At 59.8% G+C, this 23,505-nt stretch carries 22 protein-coding genes and 1 pseudogene; 10 read left to right on the plus strand and 13 right to left on the minus strand.

Annotation, left to right across the window (positions count from 1 at the left end; translation table 11 throughout):
• Positions 1 to 8 precede the first annotated feature (8 nt).
• Positions 9 to 410 carry a transcriptional regulator gene (locus C4J86_RS18725; protein ID WP_124363853.1) on the minus strand — a complete coding sequence of 134 codons (402 nt, stop codon included), beginning with the start codon at positions 408 to 410 and terminating at the stop codon, positions 9 to 11.
• Between the two features lie 156 nt (positions 411 to 566).
• Here C4J86_RS18725 and C4J86_RS18730 point away from each other — a divergent pair, with 156 nt between their 5' ends.
• On the plus strand, positions 567 to 839 hold the full coding sequence (locus tag C4J86_RS18730) for a hypothetical protein (RefSeq protein WP_124371465.1): 273 nt from the start codon (positions 567 to 569) through the stop codon (positions 837 to 839).
• Positions 840 to 954: 115 nt separating this feature from the next.
• Here C4J86_RS18730 and C4J86_RS18735 read toward each other — a convergent pair whose 3' ends face one another.
• Both C4J86_RS18735 and C4J86_RS18740 read right to left on the minus strand, forming a co-directional pair.
• Positions 955 to 2,301 (minus strand): DEAD/DEAH box helicase, encoded by a 1,347-nt coding sequence (locus C4J86_RS18735; protein WP_124363855.1) that lies wholly within the window; start codon positions 2,299 to 2,301, stop codon positions 955 to 957.
• Between the two features lie 139 nt (positions 2,302 to 2,440).
• Positions 2,441 to 3,202: a methyltransferase domain-containing protein gene (locus C4J86_RS18740; protein WP_124371466.1), complete on the minus strand. Its 762-nt coding sequence runs from the start codon at positions 3,200 to 3,202 to the stop codon at positions 2,441 to 2,443.
• Between the two features lie 107 nt (positions 3,203 to 3,309).
• On the opposite strand from C4J86_RS18740, the gene C4J86_RS18745 reads away from it, so the two are divergent.
• Together C4J86_RS18745 and C4J86_RS18750 are read left to right on the plus strand one after the other, a co-directional pair.
• Positions 3,310 to 4,122, plus strand: a complete 813-nt coding sequence (locus tag C4J86_RS18745) for a DUF1206 domain-containing protein (RefSeq protein ID WP_124371467.1) — start codon at positions 3,310 to 3,312, stop codon at positions 4,120 to 4,122.
• Positions 4,123 to 4,249: 127 nt separating this feature from the next.
• Positions 4,250 to 5,311, plus strand: coding sequence for an SDR family oxidoreductase (locus tag C4J86_RS18750; RefSeq protein WP_124371468.1), 1,062 nt, complete (start codon positions 4,250 to 4,252; stop codon positions 5,309 to 5,311).
• A gap of 4 nt (positions 5,312 to 5,315) precedes the next feature.
• Here C4J86_RS18750 and C4J86_RS18755 read toward each other — a convergent pair whose 3' ends face one another.
• Positions 5,316 to 5,681: a histone-like nucleoid-structuring protein, MvaT/MvaU family gene (locus C4J86_RS18755; protein WP_124367905.1), complete on the minus strand. Its 366-nt coding sequence runs from the start codon at positions 5,679 to 5,681 to the stop codon at positions 5,316 to 5,318.
• Positions 5,682 to 5,831: 150 nt separating this feature from the next.
• Between C4J86_RS18755 and C4J86_RS18760 the strand changes: the two genes are divergently transcribed.
• Positions 5,832 to 6,149 carry a hypothetical protein gene (locus C4J86_RS18760; protein WP_124371469.1) on the plus strand — a complete coding sequence of 106 codons (318 nt, stop codon included), beginning with the start codon at positions 5,832 to 5,834 and terminating at the stop codon, positions 6,147 to 6,149.
• Here the strand turns inward: C4J86_RS18760 and C4J86_RS18765 are convergent.
• The 3 genes from C4J86_RS18765 to C4J86_RS18775 all read right to left on the minus strand — a co-directional run bounded on the left by C4J86_RS18765 (position 6,142) and on the right by C4J86_RS18775 (position 8,273).
• A complete protein-coding gene (locus C4J86_RS18765) occupies positions 6,142 to 7,005 on the minus strand; it encodes a carboxylate/amino acid/amine transporter (RefSeq protein WP_124363861.1) in 864 nt (287 codons plus the stop codon). The genes C4J86_RS18760 and C4J86_RS18765 overlap by 8 nt on opposite strands.
• Before the next feature lie 202 nt (positions 7,006 to 7,207).
• Positions 7,208 to 7,807, minus strand: a complete 600-nt coding sequence (locus C4J86_RS18770) for an FMN-dependent NADH-azoreductase (RefSeq protein ID WP_124371470.1) — start codon at positions 7,805 to 7,807, stop codon at positions 7,208 to 7,210.
• Positions 7,808 to 7,958: 151 nt separating this feature from the next.
• Positions 7,959 to 8,273 (minus strand): 3-phosphoglycerate kinase, encoded by a 315-nt coding sequence (locus tag C4J86_RS18775; RefSeq protein WP_124367909.1) that lies wholly within the window; start codon positions 8,271 to 8,273, stop codon positions 7,959 to 7,961.
• Between the two features lie 49 nt (positions 8,274 to 8,322).
• Here C4J86_RS18775 and C4J86_RS18780 point away from each other — a divergent pair, with 49 nt between their 5' ends.
• The 4 genes and pseudogenes from C4J86_RS18780 (at position 8,323) to C4J86_RS18795 (ending at position 12,029) form a co-directional block, all read left to right on the plus strand.
• Positions 8,323 to 9,246, plus strand: a complete 924-nt coding sequence (locus C4J86_RS18780) for a LysR family transcriptional regulator (protein ID WP_124363864.1) — start codon at positions 8,323 to 8,325, stop codon at positions 9,244 to 9,246.
• Between the two features lie 29 nt (positions 9,247 to 9,275).
• Positions 9,276 to 9,535, plus strand: a pseudogene (locus C4J86_RS18785) (alpha/beta fold hydrolase); the annotation flags it as partial.
• A 3-nt stretch (positions 9,536 to 9,538) separates the two neighbouring features.
• On the plus strand, positions 9,539 to 10,102 hold the full coding sequence (locus C4J86_RS18790) for a peptidylprolyl isomerase (RefSeq protein WP_124371471.1): 564 nt from the start codon (positions 9,539 to 9,541) through the stop codon (positions 10,100 to 10,102).
• Positions 10,103 to 10,196: 94 nt separating this feature from the next.
• Complete coding sequence (locus C4J86_RS18795) at positions 10,197 to 12,029, plus strand: ABC transporter ATP-binding protein (RefSeq protein WP_124371472.1); 1,833 nt, start codon at positions 10,197 to 10,199, stop codon at positions 12,027 to 12,029.
• Positions 12,030 to 12,234: 205 nt separating this feature from the next.
• On the opposite strand, the gene C4J86_RS18805 is transcribed toward C4J86_RS18795, so the two are convergent.
• Positions 12,235 to 13,359: a GNAT family N-acetyltransferase gene (locus tag C4J86_RS18805; protein WP_124371474.1), complete on the minus strand. Its 1,125-nt coding sequence runs from the start codon at positions 13,357 to 13,359 to the stop codon at positions 12,235 to 12,237.
• Between the two features lie 283 nt (positions 13,360 to 13,642).
• Here C4J86_RS18805 and C4J86_RS18810 point away from each other — a divergent pair, with 283 nt between their 5' ends.
• Complete coding sequence (locus C4J86_RS18810; protein WP_124363868.1) at positions 13,643 to 14,965, plus strand: putative porin; 1,323 nt, start codon at positions 13,643 to 13,645, stop codon at positions 14,963 to 14,965.
• A gap of 46 nt (positions 14,966 to 15,011) precedes the next feature.
• Here C4J86_RS18810 and C4J86_RS18815 read toward each other — a convergent pair whose 3' ends face one another.
• The 5 genes from C4J86_RS18815 to C4J86_RS18835 all read right to left on the minus strand — a co-directional run bounded on the left by C4J86_RS18815 (position 15,012) and on the right by C4J86_RS18835 (position 22,472).
• Positions 15,012 to 15,245 (minus strand): anti-sigma factor, encoded by a 234-nt coding sequence (locus C4J86_RS18815; RefSeq protein WP_124371475.1) that lies wholly within the window; start codon positions 15,243 to 15,245, stop codon positions 15,012 to 15,014.
• Entirely contained in the window at positions 15,239 to 15,853 is a 615-nt protein-coding gene (locus C4J86_RS18820; RefSeq protein ID WP_124371476.1) for an RNA polymerase sigma factor, read from the minus strand. The genes C4J86_RS18815 and C4J86_RS18820 overlap by 7 nt, the downstream gene beginning before the upstream one ends.
• A gap of 26 nt (positions 15,854 to 15,879) precedes the next feature.
• Positions 15,880 to 17,001, minus strand: coding sequence for a beta-ketoacyl-ACP synthase III (locus C4J86_RS18825; RefSeq protein WP_124363871.1), 1,122 nt, complete (start codon positions 16,999 to 17,001; stop codon positions 15,880 to 15,882).
• 1,018 nt (positions 17,002 to 18,019) lie between these two features.
• Positions 18,020 to 21,931, minus strand: a complete 3,912-nt coding sequence (gene hrpA, locus C4J86_RS18830) for an ATP-dependent RNA helicase HrpA (protein ID WP_124371477.1) — start codon at positions 21,929 to 21,931, stop codon at positions 18,020 to 18,022.
• A 340-nt stretch (positions 21,932 to 22,271) separates the two neighbouring features.
• A complete protein-coding gene (locus C4J86_RS18835) occupies positions 22,272 to 22,472 on the minus strand; it encodes a hypothetical protein (RefSeq protein WP_124371478.1) in 201 nt (66 codons plus the stop codon).
• Between C4J86_RS18835 and C4J86_RS18840 the strand changes: the two genes are divergently transcribed.
• The gene (locus C4J86_RS18840; protein WP_124371479.1) at positions 22,440 to 23,501 is read left to right on the plus strand and encodes a hypothetical protein; all 1,062 of its coding nucleotides are present in this window, start codon (positions 22,440 to 22,442) and stop codon (positions 23,499 to 23,501) included. The genes C4J86_RS18835 and C4J86_RS18840 overlap by 33 nt on opposite strands.
• Positions 23,502 to 23,505 lie beyond the last annotated feature (4 nt).

Consider the following 23,505-nt stretch of genomic DNA (forward strand, 5'->3'; position numbering starts at 1 on the left):
CGTAAACCCTAAATCGCACCACCGGCAATAGCCGCCTCGGACGCGACACGATCAAAGGTTTGTTCATCCAGCGCGTCGTCCTGCTGGTCCAACACATGACGCGGGTGATTCTCCCCCGGGATTGAGCTATCGATCAGCGAGAGCAGGCTTGCACCTCGCGGAGTCAGAATGAAATTCTCACCATTGCCGCCCTCTTCCTCCGGACGCGACTCAATAAACCCGCGCTTGAACAACAGCGCTTCATAATCGGCGGCGGTCTTCTTCAACGCATCCAGATTGCCGGTGGGCTCACCCGCCGTGGCCTTCTCGGCGGCTTCCTGCTCAGCGTATTTGCGGGGAGCAAAACTGCCCTCGCCGTTTTGCACTTCATGCAACAGCCGCTCGATCAGATCCCAGTTGTAAGTCGTCATCCTGATTCCTCCTGCAGGCGTAGAAAAATTAGCCTGTCAAAACTAGTGACCCGCCCGCGCGCTGGCCGTTCAGCTGGATGGACGGGGCGTCATTTCCCTGAACTTTCCAGGCGTTTGCCCCCTCAACCGAACATCATCGCCAAGGAGGTCCGAACCATGAAAACCCTGATGAACCTGGCCATTGCCGCCACGCTGCTGGGCGCCCTGCCCGCCTGGGCCTGCACGCCCGAAGAGGCCACGGCCAAGCGTGAGGCGCTGGCCAAGGAAGTGAGCCGGCTCACTGAGCAGAACCCCGCCAAAGCCAAGGAGATGAATGACCAGTTGCAGAAGATGGATCTGGACACCGAAAGCGCGCAATTTCCCGACAAATGCCAGTTGATCGATGCCCGGCTCAAAGAGTTGAAGGAAGCCGCTGCCAAGACTGAATGAATGAAGAGCGGCGCGGAGCGCCACTGGCTGCGCTCCCACGCGGAGCATGGGAGCGATCAAACTGAGCGCATAAAAAAACCGGACAATGTCCGGTTTTTTTCGTCTAACTCAGGCCTTACTCGGCAGCGGGTGCTTCCGGCTTGCGGCGCTTGAGCGGGGCCATGCCGTCCTTGCTGACGAGCGACAGGTTGTCGGTCTTCGGCCGGTTGGCGATCTTGCGCTTGGTCGGCGACTTGGCGCCGGCTTTCTTCTTGTCGCCCTTGGCGTCAGTCTTTTTCTTCTTCACGCCGACGGCCTTGCCCGACGCCTTGACCTTCTTCGGCCCGGTGTAGGTGCCTTTGACTTCCTTGATGGTGCGGCGCTCGAACGATTGCTTCAGATAGCGCTCGATGCTCGACATCAGGTTCCAGTCGCCGTGGCAGATCAGCGAGATGGCCAGGCCATCGTTGCCAGCACGCCCGGTACGGCCGATACGGTGAACGTATTCGTCGCCACTGCGCGGCATGTCGAAGTTGATCACCAGGTCCAGGCCATCCACGTCAAGGCCGCGCGCGGCGACGTCGGTGGCGACCAGGATCTTCACGCCACCGGCCTTGAGGCGGTCGATGGCCAGCTTGCGATCCTTCTGGTCCTTTTCGCCGTGCAGCACGAACGCCTTGTATTCCTGCGCCACCAGGCGGCCGTAGATGCGGTCGGCAGCGGCCCGGGTATTGGTGAACACGATCGCCTTCTGGTAGGTCTCGTTGGCCAGCAGCCAGTTGAGGATCTGTTCCTTGTGCACGTTGTGGTCAGCGGTGACGATCTGCTGACGTGTGGTCGCGTTCAGATCGCTGACGTTGTTGACCTGCAGGTGCTCGGGATCGTTCAGGACCTTGGCGACCATCTCGCGCAGGGTCGAGCCGCCAGTGGTGGCGGAGAACAACATGGTCTGCTGGCGGTTGACGCATTCGGCCACCAGGCGTTGCACGTCGTCGGCAAAGCCCATGTCGAGCATGCGGTCGGCTTCGTCAAGCACCAGCACTTCGACTTCCTTGAGGTCGAGATTGCCGGCATTGAGTTGCTCGATCATGCGCCCTGGGGTGCCGATCAGGATATCCGGCACCTTGCGCAGCATGGCGGCCTGGACCTTGAAGTCTTCACCGCCGGTGATCAGGCCGGACTTGATGAAGGTGAACTGCGAAAAGCGCTCCACTTCCTTCAAGGTCTGCTGGGCCAGCTCGCGGGTCGGCAGCAGGATCAGGGTCTTGATGCTGACGCGAACTTTGGCCGGGCCGATCAGGCGGTTGAGAATCGGCAGGACGAACGCAGCGGTCTTGCCGCTACCGGTTTGCGCCGTCACCCGCAGGTCACGCCCTTGGAGCGCGAGCGGGATGGCCGCTGCTTGCACAGGCGTAGGCTCGACAAATTTAAGCTCGGCCACGGCTTTGAGCAGGCGTTCGTGCAGGGCGAATTGGGAAAACACGGGTGCTACCTCGAAGAAATACAAAATATCAGCTGCATAGGGTACCGGTTTCGGGCGTCCAAACCGAGTTTCTTTACGCGAACAGGGCTAATCAGCTGTTTTTTTGTCAGCATTTTTCTCCATACCGAGGTGTCTGGGATCAAGACTGCCCCGGCTTATAGGCCCACGCCCCGAACATTACGTCCCCGACGTATATTCCGCCTGACTGGCTTCGCTCATCAATCAGACGTTGTTCCAGCGTTTCAATGTTGACCTCGTCTGGTGTCGCAACCCCCAGCGCGACTATGCGTGGCAAGCAGGCACGTACGATGTAGCCCAGGCCGTAAGGTGTATCAGGGGTTTGTACGACGCATTCGGCACGCACATCCGCAACACGCAATCCGGCAGCGGTGAAGATACCGTGCAGGTTAAAGCCGATATGCAAGTCGGCGCCTTCGCGCGCGATCATCTGCTGTATCCAGCCTTGCGCCGTTCTGTGCAGGGTGAAGGCATCAATGCTGGCTGGGGCCATCGTCGTATCATGCTCCTGGAACACCATTACCCCGCCTGGATGAAGATGCTTGGCCAGTGCGCTGACGGTGGCCACGGTATCTGCTTGGTACATGAGCACTCGTCTGCCCACGATGGCGTCGAACATGCCGATAGATTCAGGCAGGTCGAGTAACCCGCTTTGAATGAAAGTGGGCGCAGGGTACTTAGCGGACGCCTCGCGTTTGCGCGCTGTAGCAAGCGCATTATCATCGTGATCAACCCCGACGACTTCGCCCGTCTTGCCGACCAGTGTGCTTAGCAGGAAGGAAACGTCCCCCGTTCCGCAGCCGACATCCAGAACACGCATCCCCTCACGTATCCCAGCATCAATAAGAAGTTGTTTGGTGAAGTCACGCTTGGCAAGGTTCATGTCTTGGCTCCGAAATTCAGCCCGGAGTCTGACGGACGCTTGTTGTTAATAGAACCCCACCCAGCGAGAAGGGTCTGCTCTTGTATCAAAGCTCGGGAATACATCGAATGTCCGCACAACAAGGCCTGGTAATACTCGCTCGGGGAGGCTACGCCGCTCGGGGCGTGCTGTATTTGATCATCGGCATCTTCGCACTGCTGGCAGCACAAGATTCGACAAAGCCGAAAGACAGCCACAAGAGCCTGGAAGCATTGCTAAGCCAACCCTTCGGCTATTTTTTAGTTGGGCTTGTGGTGGCAGGTCTACTCGCATTTGCGGCTTGGCGCGTTCTGCAAGCTACGCGTGATGTCGACCATCATGGCAAGGAACTTAAAGGCTTGGTGATTCGCGCGGGTCTGTTAGCGGGAGGTATGGTTAACGGCGCTCTCGCGCTCTTTGCGTTGGGCCTGCTTATTAGCGGCATTAAAAGCTCGGGTAACTCCAGCGGGCAGACCAAAGACTGGCTGGCGCATCTCTTGTCATGGGATCACTCGAATGTGTTGGTGTACCTGATCGCACTCGTTCCGCTGGGTGTGGGTATTGCTCATATCATCAAGGGCTGGAAAGCCTCGTTCGAGAAATATTTTGAGGCCGACGAAGACGTCATGCAGTACGTCCGCCCAGTGTCGCGGTTCGGTCTGATTGCCCGTGGAGTAGTTTTTATAGAGATCGCGTTGTTGCTGGCAATCAGCGGTTCCACTTATCAAGCCATGAATCCACCGGGCATGAAAGAAGCCCTGAACGCGCTGCAGAATCTTCCAGCTGGATGGCTGATATTGATGGTGATGGCCTTGGGGCTGATTGCGTTCTCGGCTTACAGCTTCTCTGAAGCCTTCTGGCGCAAGATCAATATGGATGTTCCGGGGGTGCCGAGGCCGTAGTTCCGTGCCGGCTCAGCGAATGGTTGGGCCAGTTCTACCTTGTGCCGCTCAATGCGGATCCGGTTCAGGTTCAGGTTGAACCTCTGTTGCTCAGGCGCACTCCCAAACCTAAATCCAGGAGAAACGTATGAGCCAGACAGCTTTAGTCGTGGGCGCCAGCGGAATCGTCGGCAGCGCCATCACTCAGTTACTAATCGAGAACAATTGGCAGGTCGCCGCGCTGTCGAGGCACCCGTCGCAAGCGCAAGGTGTTATCCCTGTCGCGGCAGACCTTCAGGATCCAGCTTCGCTGCAACATGCGCTGGCGGATTTGAAACCCACTCATGTATTCATTACTACTTGGTCACGGCAAGCCACGGAGGCCGAGAACATTCGCGTTAATGCCGCCATGGTACGCAATGTGCTCACCGCCATTCGTCCAGCCAAGAGCGTTGAGCACGTGGCCCTGGTTACTGGCCTGAAACATTACCTCGGCCCGTTCGAAGCGTATGGTAAGGGCAGCCTTCCGCAAACACCGTTTCGCGAAGAACAGGGCCGTCTGGATATCGAAAATTTCTACTACGCCCAAGAAGACGAACTATTCGCCGCCGCTGAAAAGGACGGCTTCACGTGGAGCGTTCATCGCCCGCATACCGTCACCGGGGTTGCGGTAGGCAATGCGATGAATATGGCAACCACCCTCGCCGTCTATGCTTCGATTTGCAAACAAACCCATCGCCCTTTTGTGTTTCCCGGCTCAAGAGTGCAGTGGGACAGCCTCACCGATATGACGGACGCACGGCAGTTGGCCAAACAACAACTGTGGGCGGCCACCACGCCGGCTGCGGCCAATCAGGCACTCAACGTCACCAATGGCGATGTATTCCGTTGGAAATGGATGTGGGGCCGAATTGCCGACTATTTCGCCTTGCCTGCGGCCGATTATCCCGCGTCACTCTCACCCCTTGAAAAGCAGATGGCTGACGACCAAGCCGTATGGGCGCAAATGGTCGCGGAACACGGCCTGAAAGAACCCGATATAGGTCGCCTGGTCTCCCCATGGCACACGGATGCAGACCTTGGGCGCCCCATTGAAGTTGTCACGGATATGTCGAAAAGCCGTGCCATGGGCTTTACCGCCTACCAGGCGAGCGATCAAGCATTTTTCGACGTGTTCGACAAACTACGCGATATGCGCTTGATACCTTAGGTCGTCACTTCGCCAGCCAGGACTCAACAGTCGCGGAGCCATGTTCTGCTTTCCAAGCCTTTAGCGTTTTGTGATTGCCGCCCTTGGTTTCGACGACTTCACCGGTATGAGGGTTTTTATAAACTTTCAACTGGCGTGGCTTGCGGCTGCCGACTTTGAATTCGACGGCTGGAGCGCGACGCCCTGCTTGTGGATCAAGCAAGTTGATAACGTCCTTCAGGCTGTAGCTGTATTTTGCGAGTAAATCGCGCAGCTTCGTTTCGAATTCAATTTCTTTCTTGAGGCCGGCATCACCCTTCAAAGCTTCAAGGGCCTGAAGCTGTTCGGCGAGGTGTTTTTCGAGCTGACGGAATTCTGCGAGTTTAGACATTTTGGAAACCTCTTCTAGATGTGTTGTTACGTTACACCAAAAAAGACCCGAGCATGAGCTGATAGAACTGTAAGCGTACCCCCTATTAATAAATTGAATCCCAGGTAACGGAACAAGGTCATTGAGTATAAGAGTAGGAGACGCCCATTGATGTATCCAACAACGCCCGATGGCCGCTATTTCCTAGTCAATGGCAAACTCTGGCGGTGCAGTAATCCTTTACTATCCTCAGACGTTCGGCAGCGTTTGGTTAACCAGCTTATGGATGCGCGTCGTGAAGTAAAAACCGCCAAAGCGTCAGGTGATGAGGGCCAGCTGAAAAGCGCGAGGGCGAAGGTTCAAAAGGCCAAGGTTGATCTGGGCGAGCGCGGGCCGGTCTGGTGGGATGACGGTTCACCCGACTTCAATCAATGTCAGGTGAAAAACACGCCCTATTCGGCCTGGCACAAGTCTCTCGCTGCTATGTAAGCGACGCCCGCTTGATCCCCAACCGACTGACCCACACCGCCGCCAGAATCACCAGGCCGCCGAGGGCCAGTCGTCCCAGCGGCTCATGCTGGTTCCAGATCAGCAGGTTCAGCAGCAGCCCCACCGGCACATGCAGGTTGTTCACCACTGCAAGGGTGCCGCCATTGACCAGGCAGGCCCCCTTGTTCCACCAGTACATGCCCAGTGCGGTGCTGACCAGCCCGAGAAACACCAGCACGCCCCATTGCAGCGGGGCCTGGGGCAGGAAGTCCGCCTTGCCGAACAGCAGGAACGCAGGTAACACCACCACCAAGGCGCCCAGGTAGAAATAGCCGAAACGCCGGTAGTGCGGCTGATCACTTGGATAGCGCGCCACCAGGTGCTTGTACATGACTTGCCCGGCGGCGTAGGTGAAGTTGGCCAGTTGCAGCAGCAGGAAGCCCATCAGGAAGTGCGGGGTGATCTGGTCGAAGCGGATTACTGCCGCGCCCGCCACCGCCACCAGCGCGGCGACCAGTGCCCAGGGATTGAAGCGCCGGTTGAGCGCGTCTTCGATCAGGGTCACGTGCAACGGTGTGAGGACAGTGAACAGCAACACCTCCGGCACCGTGAGTACCCGAAAGCTCAGGTAGAGGCACACGTAGGTCACGCCGAATTGCAGCGCACCAATGATCAGCATGCTGCGCATGAACGCCGGTTCCACCGCGCGCCAGCGGGTCAGCGGTATGAAGATCAATCCGGCCAGGACCACGCGCACCAGTACCGCGAAATAGCTGTCGACGTGACCGGCGAGGTATTCGCCGATCAAACTGAAGGAAAATGCCTGAATCAGGGTAACAACCAGTAGATAGCCCATGTGCGCCTCGTTTCGAATGGGCGCGACATTAAAGCTTTTCGATGTTTGAAGAAACTCGAGGCAAAAAAAACCCGACCTCGCTAAAGCGGCAGTCGGGCAGGAGCACTCAGGAGCACAAGTGCAAAGGGAGGTTCGGTACGCGTACTTGAAGGGATTGCGTGGCCCTAGATAAACACCAGGGGATTATCTGGCGATTAAAGGATCAAGCCACTTGGGCAAGCAGCGCCTTTGCATGGTTGAGGCCTTTTTCCTGGAAGTCACCGCTCAGGTTCACGCCTTCGGCATGGATGAAGGTGACGTCGTGAATCCCGATAAAGGCCATGACCTGGCGCAGGTACGGTTCCTGATGGTCCGATGCAGCGCCGGTGTGAATGCCGCCACGGGCGGTGAGCACGATGGCGCGCTTGCCGGTCAGCAAACCTTGCGGCCCGGTGGCGGTGTACTTGAAGGTCACCCCGGCGCGCAGCACATGGTCCAGCCAGGCCTTGAGGGTGCTGGGGATGGCGAAGTTGTACATCGGCGCCGCCATCACCAGAACGTCGGCGGCGAGCAGCTCGTCGGTCAATGCGTTGGAGCGGTCCAGGGATGCCTGCTCGATCGGGCTGCGCTGTTCGGCGGGCTTCATCCAGCCGCCCAGCAGGTTGGCATCGAGGTGGGGCACCGGGTTGAGCGCCACGTCGCGCACGGTGATCCGATCGCCAGGATGAGTCGCCTGCCACTGGTTGATGAACTGCTGGGCCAGTTGGCGGGAAATCGAATCCTGCTGGCGAGCGCTGCTTTCGATGATCAGAACGTTGGACATGGCTATGTAGGCTCCATCGGTAAATGCTGTAAGTCGATGGAGAAAAGATTAACCAGGGCCCGTTCGATTAAAAAGCACAAAAAACTGCTATAACCCATCTAGAAATTTGTTTATAAGCGGAGTATTCCCTTGGGCATGCTCCGCTTTTGCTTTATTTCGGCGCGCAGCTCAGGGCAATGCGCATCTTGATGATCGCGCGGTTGAACCTGACCGTGGTGTTGGTGCTTTTGCCCGCCGGTACGGTGACGGTACGACGCCGCGGCGCTTCAGGGCCATTGGTGAAGACCACCGAACACACAGCCGCTGTCGTGCCGTAGTTGTTGAGCTGAATCGAACTGATATCGCCGTCCACATCGGACGCGGTGTAATCGATGCTTACACCCTCGATCTTTTTCGTCACGTCGATGGGATAGGCAAACGCGCTCATCGGCAGCAGCGCCAGCAACACACAACAGAATTTTCTCATTCGGCAGTCTCCAATAAGGACCGCCAGCTTAGGACAAGAGGAGCTCATCTTGAAAGCGCCCCGCGTTACCCTCGATCAATGGCGCACGTTGCAAGCCGTGGTCGACCATGGCGGCTTCGCCCAGGCGGCCGAAGCGCTGCACCGTTCGCAGTCCTCAGTGAGCTACACCGTGGCGCGCATGCAGGACCAGCTCGGCGTGCCGCTGCTGCGCATCGACGGGCGCAAGGCGGTGCTCACCGATGCCGGTGAAGTGCTGCTGCGCCGCTCGCGGCAACTGGTGAAAAACGCCAGTCAACTGGAAGACCTCGCCCATCACATGGAACAAGGCTGGGAAGCCGAGGTGCGGCTGGTCGTGGATGCGGCCTACCCCAATGCGCGCCTGGTGCGCGCCCTGACCGCATTCATGCCGCAGAGCCGAGGGTGCCGGGTGCGCTTGCGTGAGGAGGTGCTCTCCGGCGTCGAAGAGCTGCTGATAGAAGGCGTGGCCGACCTGGCGATTTGCGGGTTCAGCATCGCCGGTTACCTGGGCACGGAAATGAGCGATGTGGAATTCGTCGCCGTGGCCCACCCCGAGCATGCGTTGCACCGCATGAACCGTGAGTTGAGCTTCCAGGACCTGGAAAGCCAGATGCAGGTGGTCATCCGTGACTCCGGCCGCCAGCAACCGCGCGATGTGGGGTGGCTCGGTGCCGAACAGCGCTGGACCGTCGGCAGCCTGGCCACCGCCGCCGCGTTTGTGGGCAGCGGCCTGGGTTTTGCCTGGTTGCCCCGGCACATGATCGAGCGCGAACTTGCCGAAGGCGTGCTCAAGCAACTGCCCCTGGAACAGGGCGGCAGCCGCCATCCGACGTTCTATTTGTATTCGAACAAGGACAAACCCTTGGGCCCGGCGACGCAGATCCTCGTGGAATTGTTGCGCACCTTTGATACCGCTCCGCTGGACGCGCCCTTCGCGGCCCCTCGGCAAGCCTGAGACGGAGTTCACCCATGGCCTGCTTTCAATTGTGCAAGCTCGACGCGATAGTGCGCTGTGGCGGCAGGAACAACGCTCCAGAATCACCTGTCCAACCCAGGTCATCAACGCCGACCACGACTACACGCCCGTGGCGCACAAAGAAATCTATGTAAAACTGCTGCCCAACGCGCGATTGGTGGTGATTGAAGATTCCCGCCATGCCACGCCCCTGGACCAACCCGAAGTCTTTAACGCTACCCTGCTCGACTTTCTAAACTCCGTCGATGCCACTACCCAGGATCACTGACCCATGCTGAAAAAAATCGCCTTCTTTGCCGGTTCCGTTCTGTTCGCTGCCAACCTGATGGCGGCCGAGCCAGCCAAGGCGCCCCACGTCTTGATCTCCACCACCAATGGCGACATTGAAATCGAACTGGACCCGGTCAAGGCGCCGATCAGTACCAAGAATTTTCTTGCCTATGTCGACAAAGGCTTCTACACCAACACGATTTTTCACCGTGTGATCCCAGGCTTCATGGTCCAGGGCGGCGGGTTCACCCAGCAGATGTCGCAGAAGCCGACCGACGCACCGATCAAGAACGAAGCCAGCAACGGCCTGCATAACGTTCGCGGTACGCTGTCCATGGCTCGTACGTCTAATCCCGACTCGGCCACCAGCCAATTCTTCATCAACGTGGCCGACAATGCCTTCCTCGACCCGGGTCGCGATGCCGGTTACGCCGTATTCGCCAAAGTGGTCAAGGGCATGGACGTGGTCGATGTCATCGTCAATTCCCAGACCACCACCAAGCAAGGCATGCAGAACGTGCCAATCGATCCCGTCTTGATCAAGTCGGCCAAGCGCATCGACTGAGGTCTGCGGGTAGACCTGCAAGTAGCTCCGCACGTTGCCCACAAGGCAGCGTGCGCATTTGAAAGGAGAGCCCGCACGGCGGGCGTCAAGCCTAATGCTCTATCGTCGTTTTGAACAACTGATCGACATCTTCCGCGATGCTCCCAGCGCGGCCCCTCCCGAAAAAGTCCTGCCCTTCTATCTCTATTACCTGCGCCAGGTGTGGCCCTGCTTCGCCGCATTGCTGGTGGTGGGACTGGTCGGTGCGCTCATCGAAGTCGCGCTGTTCAGCTACCTGAGTCGCATCATCGACCTGGCCCAGGGCACGCCGCCGGCGGATTTCTTCCAGGTCCACAGCGCGGAGCTGATCTGGATGGCCGTGGTCGCGCTACTGTTGCGCCCGATCTTCAACGGCCTGCACGATTTGCTGGTGCACCAGACCATCAACCCCGGCATGACCAGCCTGATTCGCTGGCAGAACCACAGCTACGTGCTCAAGCAGAGCCTGAACTTCTTCCAGAACGATTTCGCCGGGCGCATCGCCCAGCGCATCATGCAAACCGGCAACTCCCTGCGCGATTCGGCCGTGGCGACGGCGGAGGCCATCTGGCACGTGTCGATCTATGCGATCAGTTCCCTGGTGTTATTTGCCGAGGCAGACTGGCGGCTGATGGTGCCGCTGATCACCTGGATCATCTGCTACAGCCTGGCACTGCGCTACTTCGTACCACGGGTCAAAGAGCGCTCGGTGATTTCCTCCGAGGCGCGTTCCAAGTTGATGGGCCGCATCGTTGATGGCTACACCAACATCACCACGTTGAAGCTGTTCGCCCATACGCAGAATGAGCAGGAATACGCCAAGGAAGCGATCATCGAGCAAACCGAAAAAGCCCAGCTGGCCGCCCGCGTGCTGACCGGCATGGACACGGTGATCACCCTCCTGAACGGCCTGTTGATCGTCACCACCACCGGCTTGGCCCTGTGGTTGTGGACCCAGTCGCTGATTTCCGTGGGCGCGATTGCCCTGGCCACCGGCCTGGTGATTCGTATCGTCAACATGTCCGGCTGGATCATGTGGGTGGTCAATGGCATTTTCGAAAATATCGGCATGGTGCAGGATGGCCTGAAAACCATCGCCCAGCCGCTGGCGGTGACAGACCGCGACAACGCCCCGCGCCTGAGCGTGCCCCATGGTCAAGTGCGCTTCGAGCAGGTGGATTTTCACTATGGCAAGCAGAGCGGGATCATTGGCGGCCTCAACCTTGAAATCAAGGCAGGGGAAAAGATCGGCCTGATCGGCCCGTCCGGCGCGGGCAAGTCGACCCTGGTCAACCTGCTGCTGCGCCTCTACGACCTGCAAGGCGGGCGCATCCTGATCGACGACCAGAACATCGCCGAAGTCGCCCAGGAAAGCCTGCGCGCGCAGATCGGCATGATTACCCAGGACACTTCGCTGCTGCACCGCTCGATCCGCGACAACCTGCTGTATGGCAAACCGGATGCAACCGACGACGAACTCTGGGCCGCCGTGCACAAGGCCCGCGCCGACGAGTTTATCCCGCTGCTGTCGGACGCCGAAGGTCGCACCGGCCTGGATGCCCACGTGGGCGAACGCGGCGTGAAACTCTCCGGCGGGCAACGCCAACGAATCGCGATTGCCCGTGTGCTGCTCAAGGACGCGCCGATCCTGATCATGGACGAGGCTACCTCAGCGCTGGACTCGGAAGTGGAAGCGGCGATCCAGGAGAGCCTGGAAACCCTGATGCAGGGCAAGACCGTGATTGCGATTGCGCACCGCCTGTCGACCATTGCGCGAATGGACCGCCTGGTGGTGCTGGAGAACGGCCAGATCGCCGAAAGCGGCAGCCATGCCCAGTTGCTGGCACACGGCGGGCTGTATGCGCGGTTGTGGCAGCATCAGACGGGTGGGTTTGTCGGGATCGATTGAAGGCATCGAAACCCAGGGCAAGGGGTAATGCCAGTCAGTTAAGGACGAACACTGTACCTGTGGCGAGGGAGCTTGCTCCCGCTGGGCCGCGAAGCGGCCCCAAAAATGGGACTGCTGCGCAGTCCAGCGGGAGCAAGCTCCCTCGCCACAGGTTACTTTTTACCCTTTCTACTTCTTAACTGACTGGCATTAGGGCAAGGGGCAGTCAGCCCTGCCGATAAGGCAGGGCCTCCCTCGCCTCTTCGGCATACGCCAGAACCCCCACTCGCTCGCGCTCGAGGAAATCCTCCACGGCGTTTTTCAACCCCGGATGGCGCAGGTAATGCCACGAGCGGGTGATCACCGGTTCAAACCCGCGAATCAATTTGTGCTCACCCTGGGCGCCCGCGTCGAAGCGTTGCAGGCCGTGGGCGATGGCGTAGTCCATGCCCTGGTAGAAACAGGTTTCGAAATGCAACCGGTCGAATTCGGCCAGGCAGCCCCAGTAGCGGCCGTAGAAACTGTCGCCACCGATCAGGCTGAACGCCATGGCCACCGGGCGTGAGCCCTGTTTGGCCAGTACTACGCGGATCGCCTCGGGCATGCGCTCGGCCAGCAGGCTGAAAAACGCCCGGGTCAGATAGGGCGACTGGCGACGTACCGCGTAGGTGTTGGCGTAGCAGGCGTAGACGAAATCCCACTGGGCTTCGCTCAGCTCATGCCCCTGCAGCCACTCGAACTCAATGCCCTGCCCCGCCACCTGCTCGCGTTCTTTGCGCATCTGTTTGCGCTTGCGTGAACTCAGTGCGTCGAGAAAGTCCTGGAAGTCGCGGTAGCCACGGTTCTGCCAGTGGAATTGGCAGCCCAGGCGCTGCAGCCAGCCGGGTTGCCGGGCCAGTGCGTCGTCGGCCAACGTGTCGGTGAAGTTGATGTGGGCGCTGGAGAGCCCTTCGATTTCCAGGTAACCGGGCAGGCTGTTCAACAGCTCGAAGCCATCTTCGGCATTGGCGGCCAACAGCCGCGGGCCGCTGACCGGACTGAACGGTACGGCCGTGAGCAGCTTGGGGTAGTAGTCGATGCCGGCGCGCGCGCAGGCGTCGGCCCAACCGTGATCGAACACGTACTCGCCGTAGGAATGCCACTTGCGATAACCGGGCAATGCCGCCACCAGCCGGTCACCTTCCCAATGCAGCAAATGCTCCGGCTGCCAGCCCGACTGGGGGCCCAGGCTGGCACTGTCTTCCAGCGCGCTCAGGAAGGCATGCCGCACGAACGGTTGGGCCTGCGGCACCAGGGCATCCCAGGCCTGCGGGGTGATTTCGGACAGGCTGTGCAGGCGTTGCAACGGCATCGGCATCCTCTCTGTTTCTGACGTGAAAGCCTGGCGAGTATCGCCTATCACAGCCCTATGCACATCACCAAAAATGGCCGGACACAGCTCTAAACCGATAGTTCCATCGGCAAACAATTTGTCATGCAGATGAAATCACTTAGCCACTACTCCGTCATAAACCGCCGCGATACTGACGCCTGTTTTCAGAGCACCCGGGTTGCCGGGTGGCATTTTTTTCCGTCCGTCATCGGTCGGTTGTGTCCTGGAGGGGTTGTATCCCTCCTCACTTTCGGAGATTGATATGCGTCTTGCTTCCACTAAAACTGCGGCGGCCCTGTGTGGCGGCCTGATGCTGGCCCTCAGCGTTCCGGCCAGCGCTGCAGTCGACGCTAAGTTGCTCGACATGCTCAAGGCCAACGGCCAGATCACCGCTTCGCAGTACACCGAATTGCAAAACGAGTTGGCCAAAGACCAGAAAGAACAGCAGATCGCCCGGCAAGCTCAACAAGAAACCAACGAACAGATCGCGGCCACCGCGAAAAAAACCAACGAGCTGAGCAGCTTCGACCAGAAGCTGGCCTGGGCCGCCAAGACTCAGTTCAAGGGCGATGTGCGCTTTCGCCAGGAAACCATCAAGATCGATGGCGAGCCCAACAACGGTGGGCGTGACAAGGACCGTCAACGTATCCGGGCTCGTCTGGGTGCCTACACTGAAATCAACCCGCAAGTGGACACCGGTATCCGTATCGCCACGGGCGGCGGTGACGATGCGCGCTCCACCAACCAGGACCAGGATGGTTACTTCGATAAAAAATCGATCTGGCTGGACCTCGGCTACATCGACTACCACCCGGACCAGATCAAGAACCTGCACGTGATCGGCGGCAAGATGCTGCAACCGTGGGTGAGCATGGGCGATGTGATCTGGGACAGCGACATCAACCCCGAAGGCCTGGCAGTCACCTACAAATACCCGTTGGGCGCCAGTGCCGAACTGTTCGGCAGCCTGGGTAACTACAACCTCAAGGACAACGTCGACGGCGACGGCGTGCAATTTCGCCACGACCTGCGCCTGACCTCCGGCCAGTTGGGCACGCGCTTCTCACTCACCGACAACCTGAAAATGACCCTGGGCGGCAGCGTCTACGCTTACCAGAACGACAAGGACAGCCGCTGCACGACCACCACCACGCCTTGCGCACTGGCGGTCAACGGCAACTCGGCCAATAATGAATTCCGCCTGTATGAAGGTTTTGCCCAGGCGGACATCGGCGGCCTGGCAGTGCCGTTGGCCTTCTACGGCCAGTACGTGAAAAACAACGATGCCGTGACCGATCAGGACACCGCCTGGTTGGTGGGTGCCAAGTCCAAGGTGTTCGGTTTCAACCTCGACTACAACTACCGCGATACACAACGCGACGCGGTCGTGGGCGCCTTCACCGATTCGGACTTCGCCAACGGCACCACCGGTTCGCGCGGTCACAAGATGAAGGTCAGCTACGACATCGACAAGAACTTCGCCCTGGGCGCCACCTACTTCCTGACCAAGGCTGACTACGCCAGCCGTACTCAGCGTGACGCCAACACCAACACGCTGCAGCTGGATGCTGAAGCCAAGTTCTAACCTCACCCCTGTAGGAGCGAGGGGGACGCCTAGTTCTTGCTCGCTCCTACACGTCTTTACGTCGTTCGGCCGCGAGCCGTTCGGCCAGCGCATCCACGTCCTTCACCGGTTCGTCCGGCATGATCCGCAACGTCGCCTGCATCAGGCGCATCTGACGAATGAAACGCCGGCAGTTCGGGCAGAACATCAAGTGATGACGCACCAGCAGACGCTCACGAAAGGTCAACTGCCCATCGAGGTAGTCACTGGAACGTGCCACTTGCTCTTTACACGTCAACATTCGCCCGTTTCCTCAAAATGCTCCACGCTTGCGAAGACTTTAAGCCGTGCTCGATGCAACAGCACGCGCACATTGGAGAGTGAGAGCGTCAGAAGATTACAGATTTCTTCCAGCTCCAGGCCCTGGCGCTCGCGCAGCACCAGCACGCTGCCCTGCAACTCGGACAAGCTCAGAATCGTATGCTCCAGGCATTGGCGCAATTCCTCCTCGGTCAGCAAGGCTTCCGGCGTGTCCTGGTGCCAGGCATAAGGGGCGACAGCCCAGTGGCCATCGTCCGGGGTGAAGCGTTCATCACCGATGGTGCCATGGGGGGAAGGCAGGTCGTCGAGTAACACCTCGCGACGATTTTGCTTGTAGCGGCCCTTGGCGGCGTTCGCCGTGATGGTCAGCAGCCAGGTCTTCAAACTGGAACGCCCTTCGAACCGGGCGAGGTTACGAACCACCGACAACCAGGCATCCTGCACCACCTCGTCGGCATGCCGCTGCCCGACGATGGCATAGGCCACCGCCCGCATCGCACTCTGGTAAGTGGTGACCAGTTCCTTGTAGGCCCGCTGTTCGCCCTTGAGCAGGCGTTCAAGCAGGTGCGCGTCGTCCGCTGCGGCCATTCAACACCTCGATGTAAACGCGCGCATCAGCGTTTGCGCAGGATCACACTGCCGATGGAATAGCCCGCACCGAACGAGCTGAGCACCGCCACGGAGCCCTTGGGCAAGTCGTCCTGATAGGTGTGAAACGCAATCACCGAACCCGCCGAGCTGGTATTGGCGTAGGTGTCGAGGATTACCGGTGCTTCTTCCACCGAGGCCTCGCGGCCGAGCAGTTTTTTCACGATCAGGTGGTTCATGCTCAGGTTGGCCTGGTGCAGCCAGAAGCGCTTCACATCGTTGACGCCCAGCTGGTTTTCCGCCAGGTGCGTAGCGATCAGCTCGGCCACCATCGGGCACACATCGCGGAACACCTTGCGGCCTTCCTGCACGAACAATTTGTCCGGCGCGCCGATGCCCTCTTCCGCCGTGCGGTTGAGAAAGCCAAAGTTATTGCGGATGTTGTTGGAGAACTGGGTCAGCAGCTTGGTGCTCACCACATCGAACTGATGCTCGGACGTCGCCAGGTCAGCCCGCTCGAGGATCACCGCCGTGGCGGCATCACCAAAGATGAAGTGGCTGTCGCGGTCACGGAAATTCAGGTGGCCGGTGCAGACTTCCGGATTGACCATCAGGATCGCCCGGGCCTGGCCCAGCTGGATGCTGTTGGCGGCATTCTGGATACCAAACGTGGCCGAGGAACACGCCACGTTCATATCGAAACCGAAGCCCTGGATACCCAAGGCTTCCTGCACCTCGATGGCAATGGCCGGGTAGGCGCGCTGCAGGTTGGAACAGGCGACGATCACTCCATCGATATCAGCGGCGGTCTTGCCCGCGCGCTGCAGGGCCTGTTCGGCGGCGCCGACGGCCATCTGGCAGAGCACCGACCATTCGTCGTTACTGCGCTCGGGCAGGCGTGGGGCCATGCGCTGAGGGTCGAGGATGCCGTCCTTGTCCATCACGAAACGGCTCTTGATGCCCGAGGCTTTTTCGATGAACGCCGCACTGGACTCAGTCAGCGCCTGCACGTCACCGCGCTCGATGGCAGCGGCGTTTTCGCGGTTGAACTGCTGCACATAGGCATTGAAAGACTGCACCAGCTCTTCGTTGGAGATGCTGTTGGCCGGGGTGTACAGGCCAGTGCCGCTGATGACGACGTTATGCACGGTCGTTCCTCTAAATCTGTCAGGCAGAAGATATTGGTACCGTCGTACCAAACTGTAAGTCGTTCGATTCCGTCCAGCGGGCATCAAACTGGCAACGCTTTATTCATCTTGTAACCGCGAAGTTTGCCACAACGCCGGTGATTTGGCGCCATATGCCAGACAAACATCTCATTGTGGGAGGGGGCTTGCCCCCGATAGCGGGGTACCAGCCCCTGATCTGTAGCTGACACACCGCTATCGCGGCATAGATATCTACACAACTTTGGCGTAGCCCTGAACCTGTGGCGAGGGAGCTTGCTCCCGTGGCGACCTGGCGGCCTATAGCTATCTGACTGATGCCGCGCGATCCAAATGTGGGAGGGGCGGTGCGACGATTCGACTTGCTCCCGATGGCGGCCTGGCAGCCGACCAGGATGCTGGATCAGGGCGAGTACATATCCGTTGCTGCGGTAACGGCTGCTATGGGTTCCGCCCTTACGGCGTCTCACTTTTGAAAAGCGCAAAAGTAAGCAAAACGCTCTTGCCCCACCACTCGGCACCTCGCTTAGGCTCGGTGTGCCCGTAATCCGACAGCGATTTGGGGGGTCGCCGCCACGCGCCATCCATGGCGCGGGGCGGCTAAACCGGCATCCCTGCCGGTTTACCCCCCAAATCACTGCCGAATTCCGGCCAGCGTGGTTTAACGGGGCGCTTAAGATCAAGAGCAAGATCAAGAGCGGCTCGCTTCGCATCGTGGTTACTGTTGGCTGCTACAAAGTTGTGTAGATACCTATGGCTATCGGGGGCAAGCCCTAATGCCAGTCAGTTAAGCGTACACCACCGTCTGTAGGAGCGAGCTTGCTCGCGAAAAACGTCAACGATAACGCGTGTTTACTGAATAAACGCGGTGCCTGTGAGTTTTTCGCGAGCAAGGGCTAGCCGCCCGCCTCGCTCCTACAAAAAGCCTTGACTGACTGGCATTAGGGCTTGCCCCCCCTCCCACATTTGACCCTGTTCAGTTCAGGAAACCGGGAATGCTTCAGGGCTCGACCTGGCTCCATTGTTTGCTCAAGCGCTTATCGGAAATCGGCACCTTGGTTCCCAGTTGCTGGGCAAACAACGACACCCGGTATTCTTCCAGCCACCAGCGATAGAGCTCCAGCTGCGGATCACGCTTGCCTTCCTGGGCGTGTTTATTCAGGCGATTCTGGTATTGCGCCCACAGGCCACTCAACTCGGCGCTCCACACACGGTCCTTCTGCACCTGGCTCGGCAGTTTTTCCAGGCGCAGCTCGATGGCCTTGAGGAAACGCGGCAACTCCTTGAACCATTGGGCCGGGGTCTCGCGCACAAACCCTGGGTACACCAGGTTGCTCAACTGCTGCTTGATATCGTTCAAGGCCACCGCCTGGGCGAGGTCGATCTTGCCTTTGAAGCGTTTTTGCAGGCCGTGCCAGAGTTTCAGCACGTCCAGGGTCAGGCGCGCCAGACGCTCGGCCTGTTCGGCCCAACCGCCACGTTTGCGCTCGGCCAGCGCGGCCAGCCCAGCGCCATCGCGCGGCAATGTGGCTTCGCCGTCCAATACGCAGGTATCGAGGCTGGCCAGCAGGATATCTTCCACCAGCGCCTCGACACGCCCCAGTTCGCGGTACATCAGGCCCAATTCAGTCAGGCCCGGCAATTTGCCGCGCAGAAATTTCGCCGGTTCCGCCAGTTGCTGCATCAGCAGGCGCTGCAAGGCACGCCGATGCTGGAACTCGGCCTCGGCGGCGGTGGAGAAACGCCCTTCCTTGACCGTGCCGTTTTCTTCCACCAGCGCGGGGTACACCGTCATCGACAGGCCGGCGATGTTTTGCTGGGTTTTTTCGGCCACCGGTGCAAACACCTTGGCGTGCACCGGCTGCTGGCTCTTCGCGGTTTGCGGCACCGCCAGGGCGGCCTGGCTGGCTTCGGCGAAACGCGCGGTCAGCTGTGCCAGGTCACGGCCTTCGCCGAGGAATTTGCCCTCGCCATCGACCACTTCCAGGTTCATCTTCAGATGGTTCTCCACCTGCTGCGCGGCCTCCGCCCAGGCTTCATCGCTGACCCGCGCACCGGTCATGCGCAGCAATTCGCGGCCCAACGCCTGGGGCAGTGAACCCTGGCCAAACTCGATGCGCTGCAGCGCCGCCTTGACGAAATCCGGCACCGGCACGAAGTTTTTGCGCAGCGCCTTGGGCAGGTTACGCACCAGGGCGATGCACTTGGCTTCGATCACTCCCGGCACCAGCCATTCCAGGCGCTCGGCGGGCAACGCCGGCAACAGCGGCGCCGGCACGCGCAGGGTCACGCCGTCGCGCGGGTGGTTGGGTTCGAAGTGGTAACTCAAGGCCAGGGCCAGGTCGCCCAGGTGCAAGGTGTCCGGGTAATGCGCCGCGGTGACTTCACTGGCTTCGCGGGCCAGCACGTCTTCCTCGCGCATGATCAGCAGTTGCGGGTCTTTCTGGCTGTTGACCTTGTACCAGCTGTCGAAGGTCGCCGTCTGGTGGATCTCTGCCGGCAAACGCGCATCGTAAAAGGCGTAGAGGGTTTCCTCGTCGGCCAGGATGTCGCGACGGCGCGCCTTGGCTTCCAGTTCGTCGAGTTGCTCCAGCAGTTGCTGGTTGGCCGTGAGGCACTTGGCTCGGGACTGGATCTCTCCACGCACCAGGCCTTCGCGAATGAACAGCTCGCGGGACACCACCGGGTCGATCGGCCCGTAATGCACCGGCCGGCGTCCGACGACGATCAGCCCAAACAGCGTGATCTGTTCAAACGCCACCACCTGGCCGCGCTTTTTCTCCCAATGGGGTTCGAAGTGGTTTTTCTTGATCAGGTGGCCGGCCAGCGGTTCGATCCAGTCGGCGTCGATCTTGGCCACCATGCGCGCATACAGCTTGGTGGTTTCCACCAGTTCGGCGGTCATCAGCCATTGCGGGCGCTTCTTGCCAATGCCCGAGGAAGGATGAATCCAGAAACGCCGCTGCCGGGCACCGAGGTAGTCGCCGTCCTCGGTCTTCTGGCCGATCTGGCTGAGCAAGCCGGACAGCACCGCCTTGTGCAATTTCGGGAAGTCCGCCGGTTCCTTGTTGATCGTCAGCTGCATGTCGCGGCAGATCAGGCTCAACTGGCGATGGGAATCGCGCCACTCGCGCAGGCGCAGGTAGTTGAGGAAGTTTTTGCGACACCAATTGCGCAGCGGGCTGGCGGTCAGTGCCTGGCGCTGTTCTTCAAAGCCGCGCCAAAGGTTGACCAACCCGGCGAAGTCCGAATCCGGGTCTTTCCACTGCGCATGGGCCTGGTCGGCGGCCTGCTGGCGTTCCGGCGGGCGCTCGCGGGGGTCCTGGATCGACATGGCGCTGGCCACGATCAGCACTTCCTGCAAGCTGCCGAGCTTGGCGGCTTCGAGCAGCATGCGGCCCATGCGCGGGTCCACCGGCAGGCGCGCCAGTTGGCGGCCCAATGGTGTGAGCTGGCTGTTACGGTCTACCGCCGACAGCTCTTGCAGCAGGTTGAAACCGTCGCTGATGGCCTTGCCATCCGGCGGTTCGATAAACGGAAAGTCGGTGATTTCACCCAGGCGCAGGTGCAGCATCTGCAGGATCACGGCGGCAAGGTTGGTGCGCAGGATCTCAGGGTCGGTAAATTCCGGGCGCCCGATAAAGTCCTCTTCGCTGTACAAGCGAATGCAGATGCCCGGCTCGACCCGGCCGCAACGGCCTTTGCGCTGGTTGGCGCTGGCCTGGGAAATCGCCTCGATCGGCAGGCGTTGCACCTTGGCGCGGTAGCTGTAGCGGCTGATGCGTGCGGTGCCGCTGTCGATCACATAACGAATGCCCGGCACGGTCAGCGAGGTTTCCGCGACGTTGGTCGCCAGTACCACGCGCCGGCCTGGGTGTGATTGGAAAATGCGCTGTTGCTCGGCCGGTGACAGGCGCGCATACAGCGGCAGGATCTCAGTGTGCTTGAGCTGCGCCTTGCGCAGTATCTCGGCGGCGTCGCGAATTTCGCGTTCGCCGGGCAGAAACACCAGTACATCACCGGGGCTGCGGCGTTCGCTGCGCTCGTAGGCGGCGATTTCGTCGAGGGTGGCGAGGATTGCCTGGTCGACGGTCAAGTCATCCTCGACGCGGTTGCCCTCCTCGTCCTGCTCCAGGGTCAGCGGGCGGTACCAGGTGTCCACCGGGAAGGTACGGCCTGACACCTCCACGATGGGCGCATCGTCGAAATGCTTGGAGAAACGCTCCAGGTCGATGGTCGCGGAGGTGATGATGACTTTCAGGTCCGGGCGACGCGGCAGCAGGGTCTTGAGGTAGCCCAGCAGGAAGTCGATGTTCAGGCTGCGCTCATGGGCTTCGTCGACGATGATCGTGTCGTAGCGTTCCAGGTAGCGATCGTTCTGGGTTTCCGCCAGCAGGATACCGTCGGTCATCAGTTTGATCAGGGTGTTGGAGTCGCTCTGGTCCTCGAAGCGCACCTGATAGCCGACCAGCGCGCCGAGCGGCGTGGCCAGCTCTTCGGCAACCCGGCTGGCAACGCTGCGCGCGGCAATCCGGCGTGGCTGGGTGTGGCCGATCAGGCCGAACTGGCCGCGGCCAATCTCCAGGCAAATCTTCGGCAACTGGGTAGTTTTACCCGAACCGGTCTCACCGGCGATGATCAGCACCTGGTGCTTGTTCAGCGCAGCCTTGATTTCATCGCGCTTGGCGGCAATCGGCAGGCTGTCGTCGTAACGAATCACCGGCAGGCTGTCCCGCCGCGCCGTGACCTGGGCGCAGGACGCCTGCATACGCGATACCCACTGCGCCAGCTTCTGCTCATCGGGCTTCTTGCGCAGCTCAAGCAACTGGCGCCGCAAGCGGTTGCGGTCGGCAAGCATGGCGTGATCGAGGGTTTTAAGCAGTTGGTCGATGGTGGGCGCTTGGTCGGTCATCAGGTACGCAAAGGTCTTTTAATGAGGCAGGTAAGCCTGCGGTGACATGATCGTAGACGGCAATTGTCGCAGATTTCTGTCCTTGTAAACGAGCCAAGCCCTTTCTTCACGGCAACACGGCCGCTTCATACGCGTGAGCCGGCTATTTTTAGCTCGACGGGGTCGTGCCACCTACTCTCTCATTCGACTTTTCACGCAGGGCTATCAGAACGCGCATCTGGCCTGGTGACGATCCGGCGCGATTTACTGCGGCACGCGCCCCCACCCGCACACCCACCCCACGCGGCTCGCCAAGGAAAAACCTCATGCCCACCGTATCGGAGAAACCATTATGTTCGGATCAAAACCATTGCCCGCCTACCAACCCGGCGGCGCCGTGGGCAGGCTGTTCCAGCAAACCTACGCCATCCATGAAGCGGTGGTTGAAAGCCTGGTAGGGCAAGGCCAGCGGCACATGCTCGATAAATGCCGGCGCCTTGAACACGCATTGTTTGGCCCTATCAGTCGAATGCCCGACCGTGCCGCGCAGGAAAAAGGCCATCAGCTTCAGGCCTGGATGCACAGTTCAAGGATTGATGAAGCGCTTGCAGCCTTAGACCAGGAAAGCCACAAACACTTCGCCGTGCAGCCGGATGACAAAACGAGCCTGCACGCCCTCCAGCAACGCTACGAGCAACTGACCGCTCGCGTGGAACGCCGCGATGCCCTGCTGGGTCGACGCGCAGCGTGGGCCGCCGCCATCGCGCCACCGTCCTGCGAGCTGGACCCGATAACGGTTGCCGTCCTGCCGCCTGCACCCCAGAGCAACCAGCTGAGTGGGCACACTCTGGAACAGGCGGTCAAACATATCAACGCTCTGGAGAAGGAGATTGCCCTGCTGGACAACCACATCAGGCAAGAGCCGCAGCCTCTGTCTCACGCCGAGGAAGAGATCTTTCTCAGGCAACGCAACGCCATGACCGAGTCTCGCAATGCATGGGCAACGGGCCGTTTGAAAGGCAGCAGCCAATTCAAATCCTCCGTTGGCCTGGCCCCGGAGCGTAAACGCCTGGAGCAGAGTCTGGAGAGGCACAAGCAACTGGCACCGGTGGAACTGACACTCCACCGACTGGAACGCACAGTCGAGACCGTGCAGCGCAACGGCCTGGGGGAGAAACTCTCGGCCCAGGCGGTCAATGCCGCACGGGACGTCTTGGTGAATTTGCGCGACGCCTGGAGCAACGGCAAACTTGATGGCAGCTCGTTCGAGGGAATGAACCCTGCGCTGCTGCTGACCCCGCCAAACAACCGCCGAATCAAACTGGAATTGGCCGTCATCGAAAAGGCCTTTGTACAACTGAACACAGTGCCCCGTACGGAACAGGCTGGCATTGCCGAGGAACGTGCGCAGTTCAAGGCAGTGATTGATTCCGCAAACAACATGCACGTCAAACATGCGGCGATCAGTCAACTTAAAGAACGCAATAAACAGCGAGCGCTGGTCGCTGAACTGAACACCGATTTGCGCACTATCTACACCGATCTGACAAACACGCTGGCCCTTCATCGCTTGACCGCTACGCAACCGTAACGCA

The sequence above is a fragment of the Pseudomonas sp. R2-7-07 genome (genome assembly GCF_003852355.1).
Lineage (GTDB): Bacteria > Pseudomonadota > Gammaproteobacteria > Pseudomonadales > Pseudomonadaceae > Aquipseudomonas.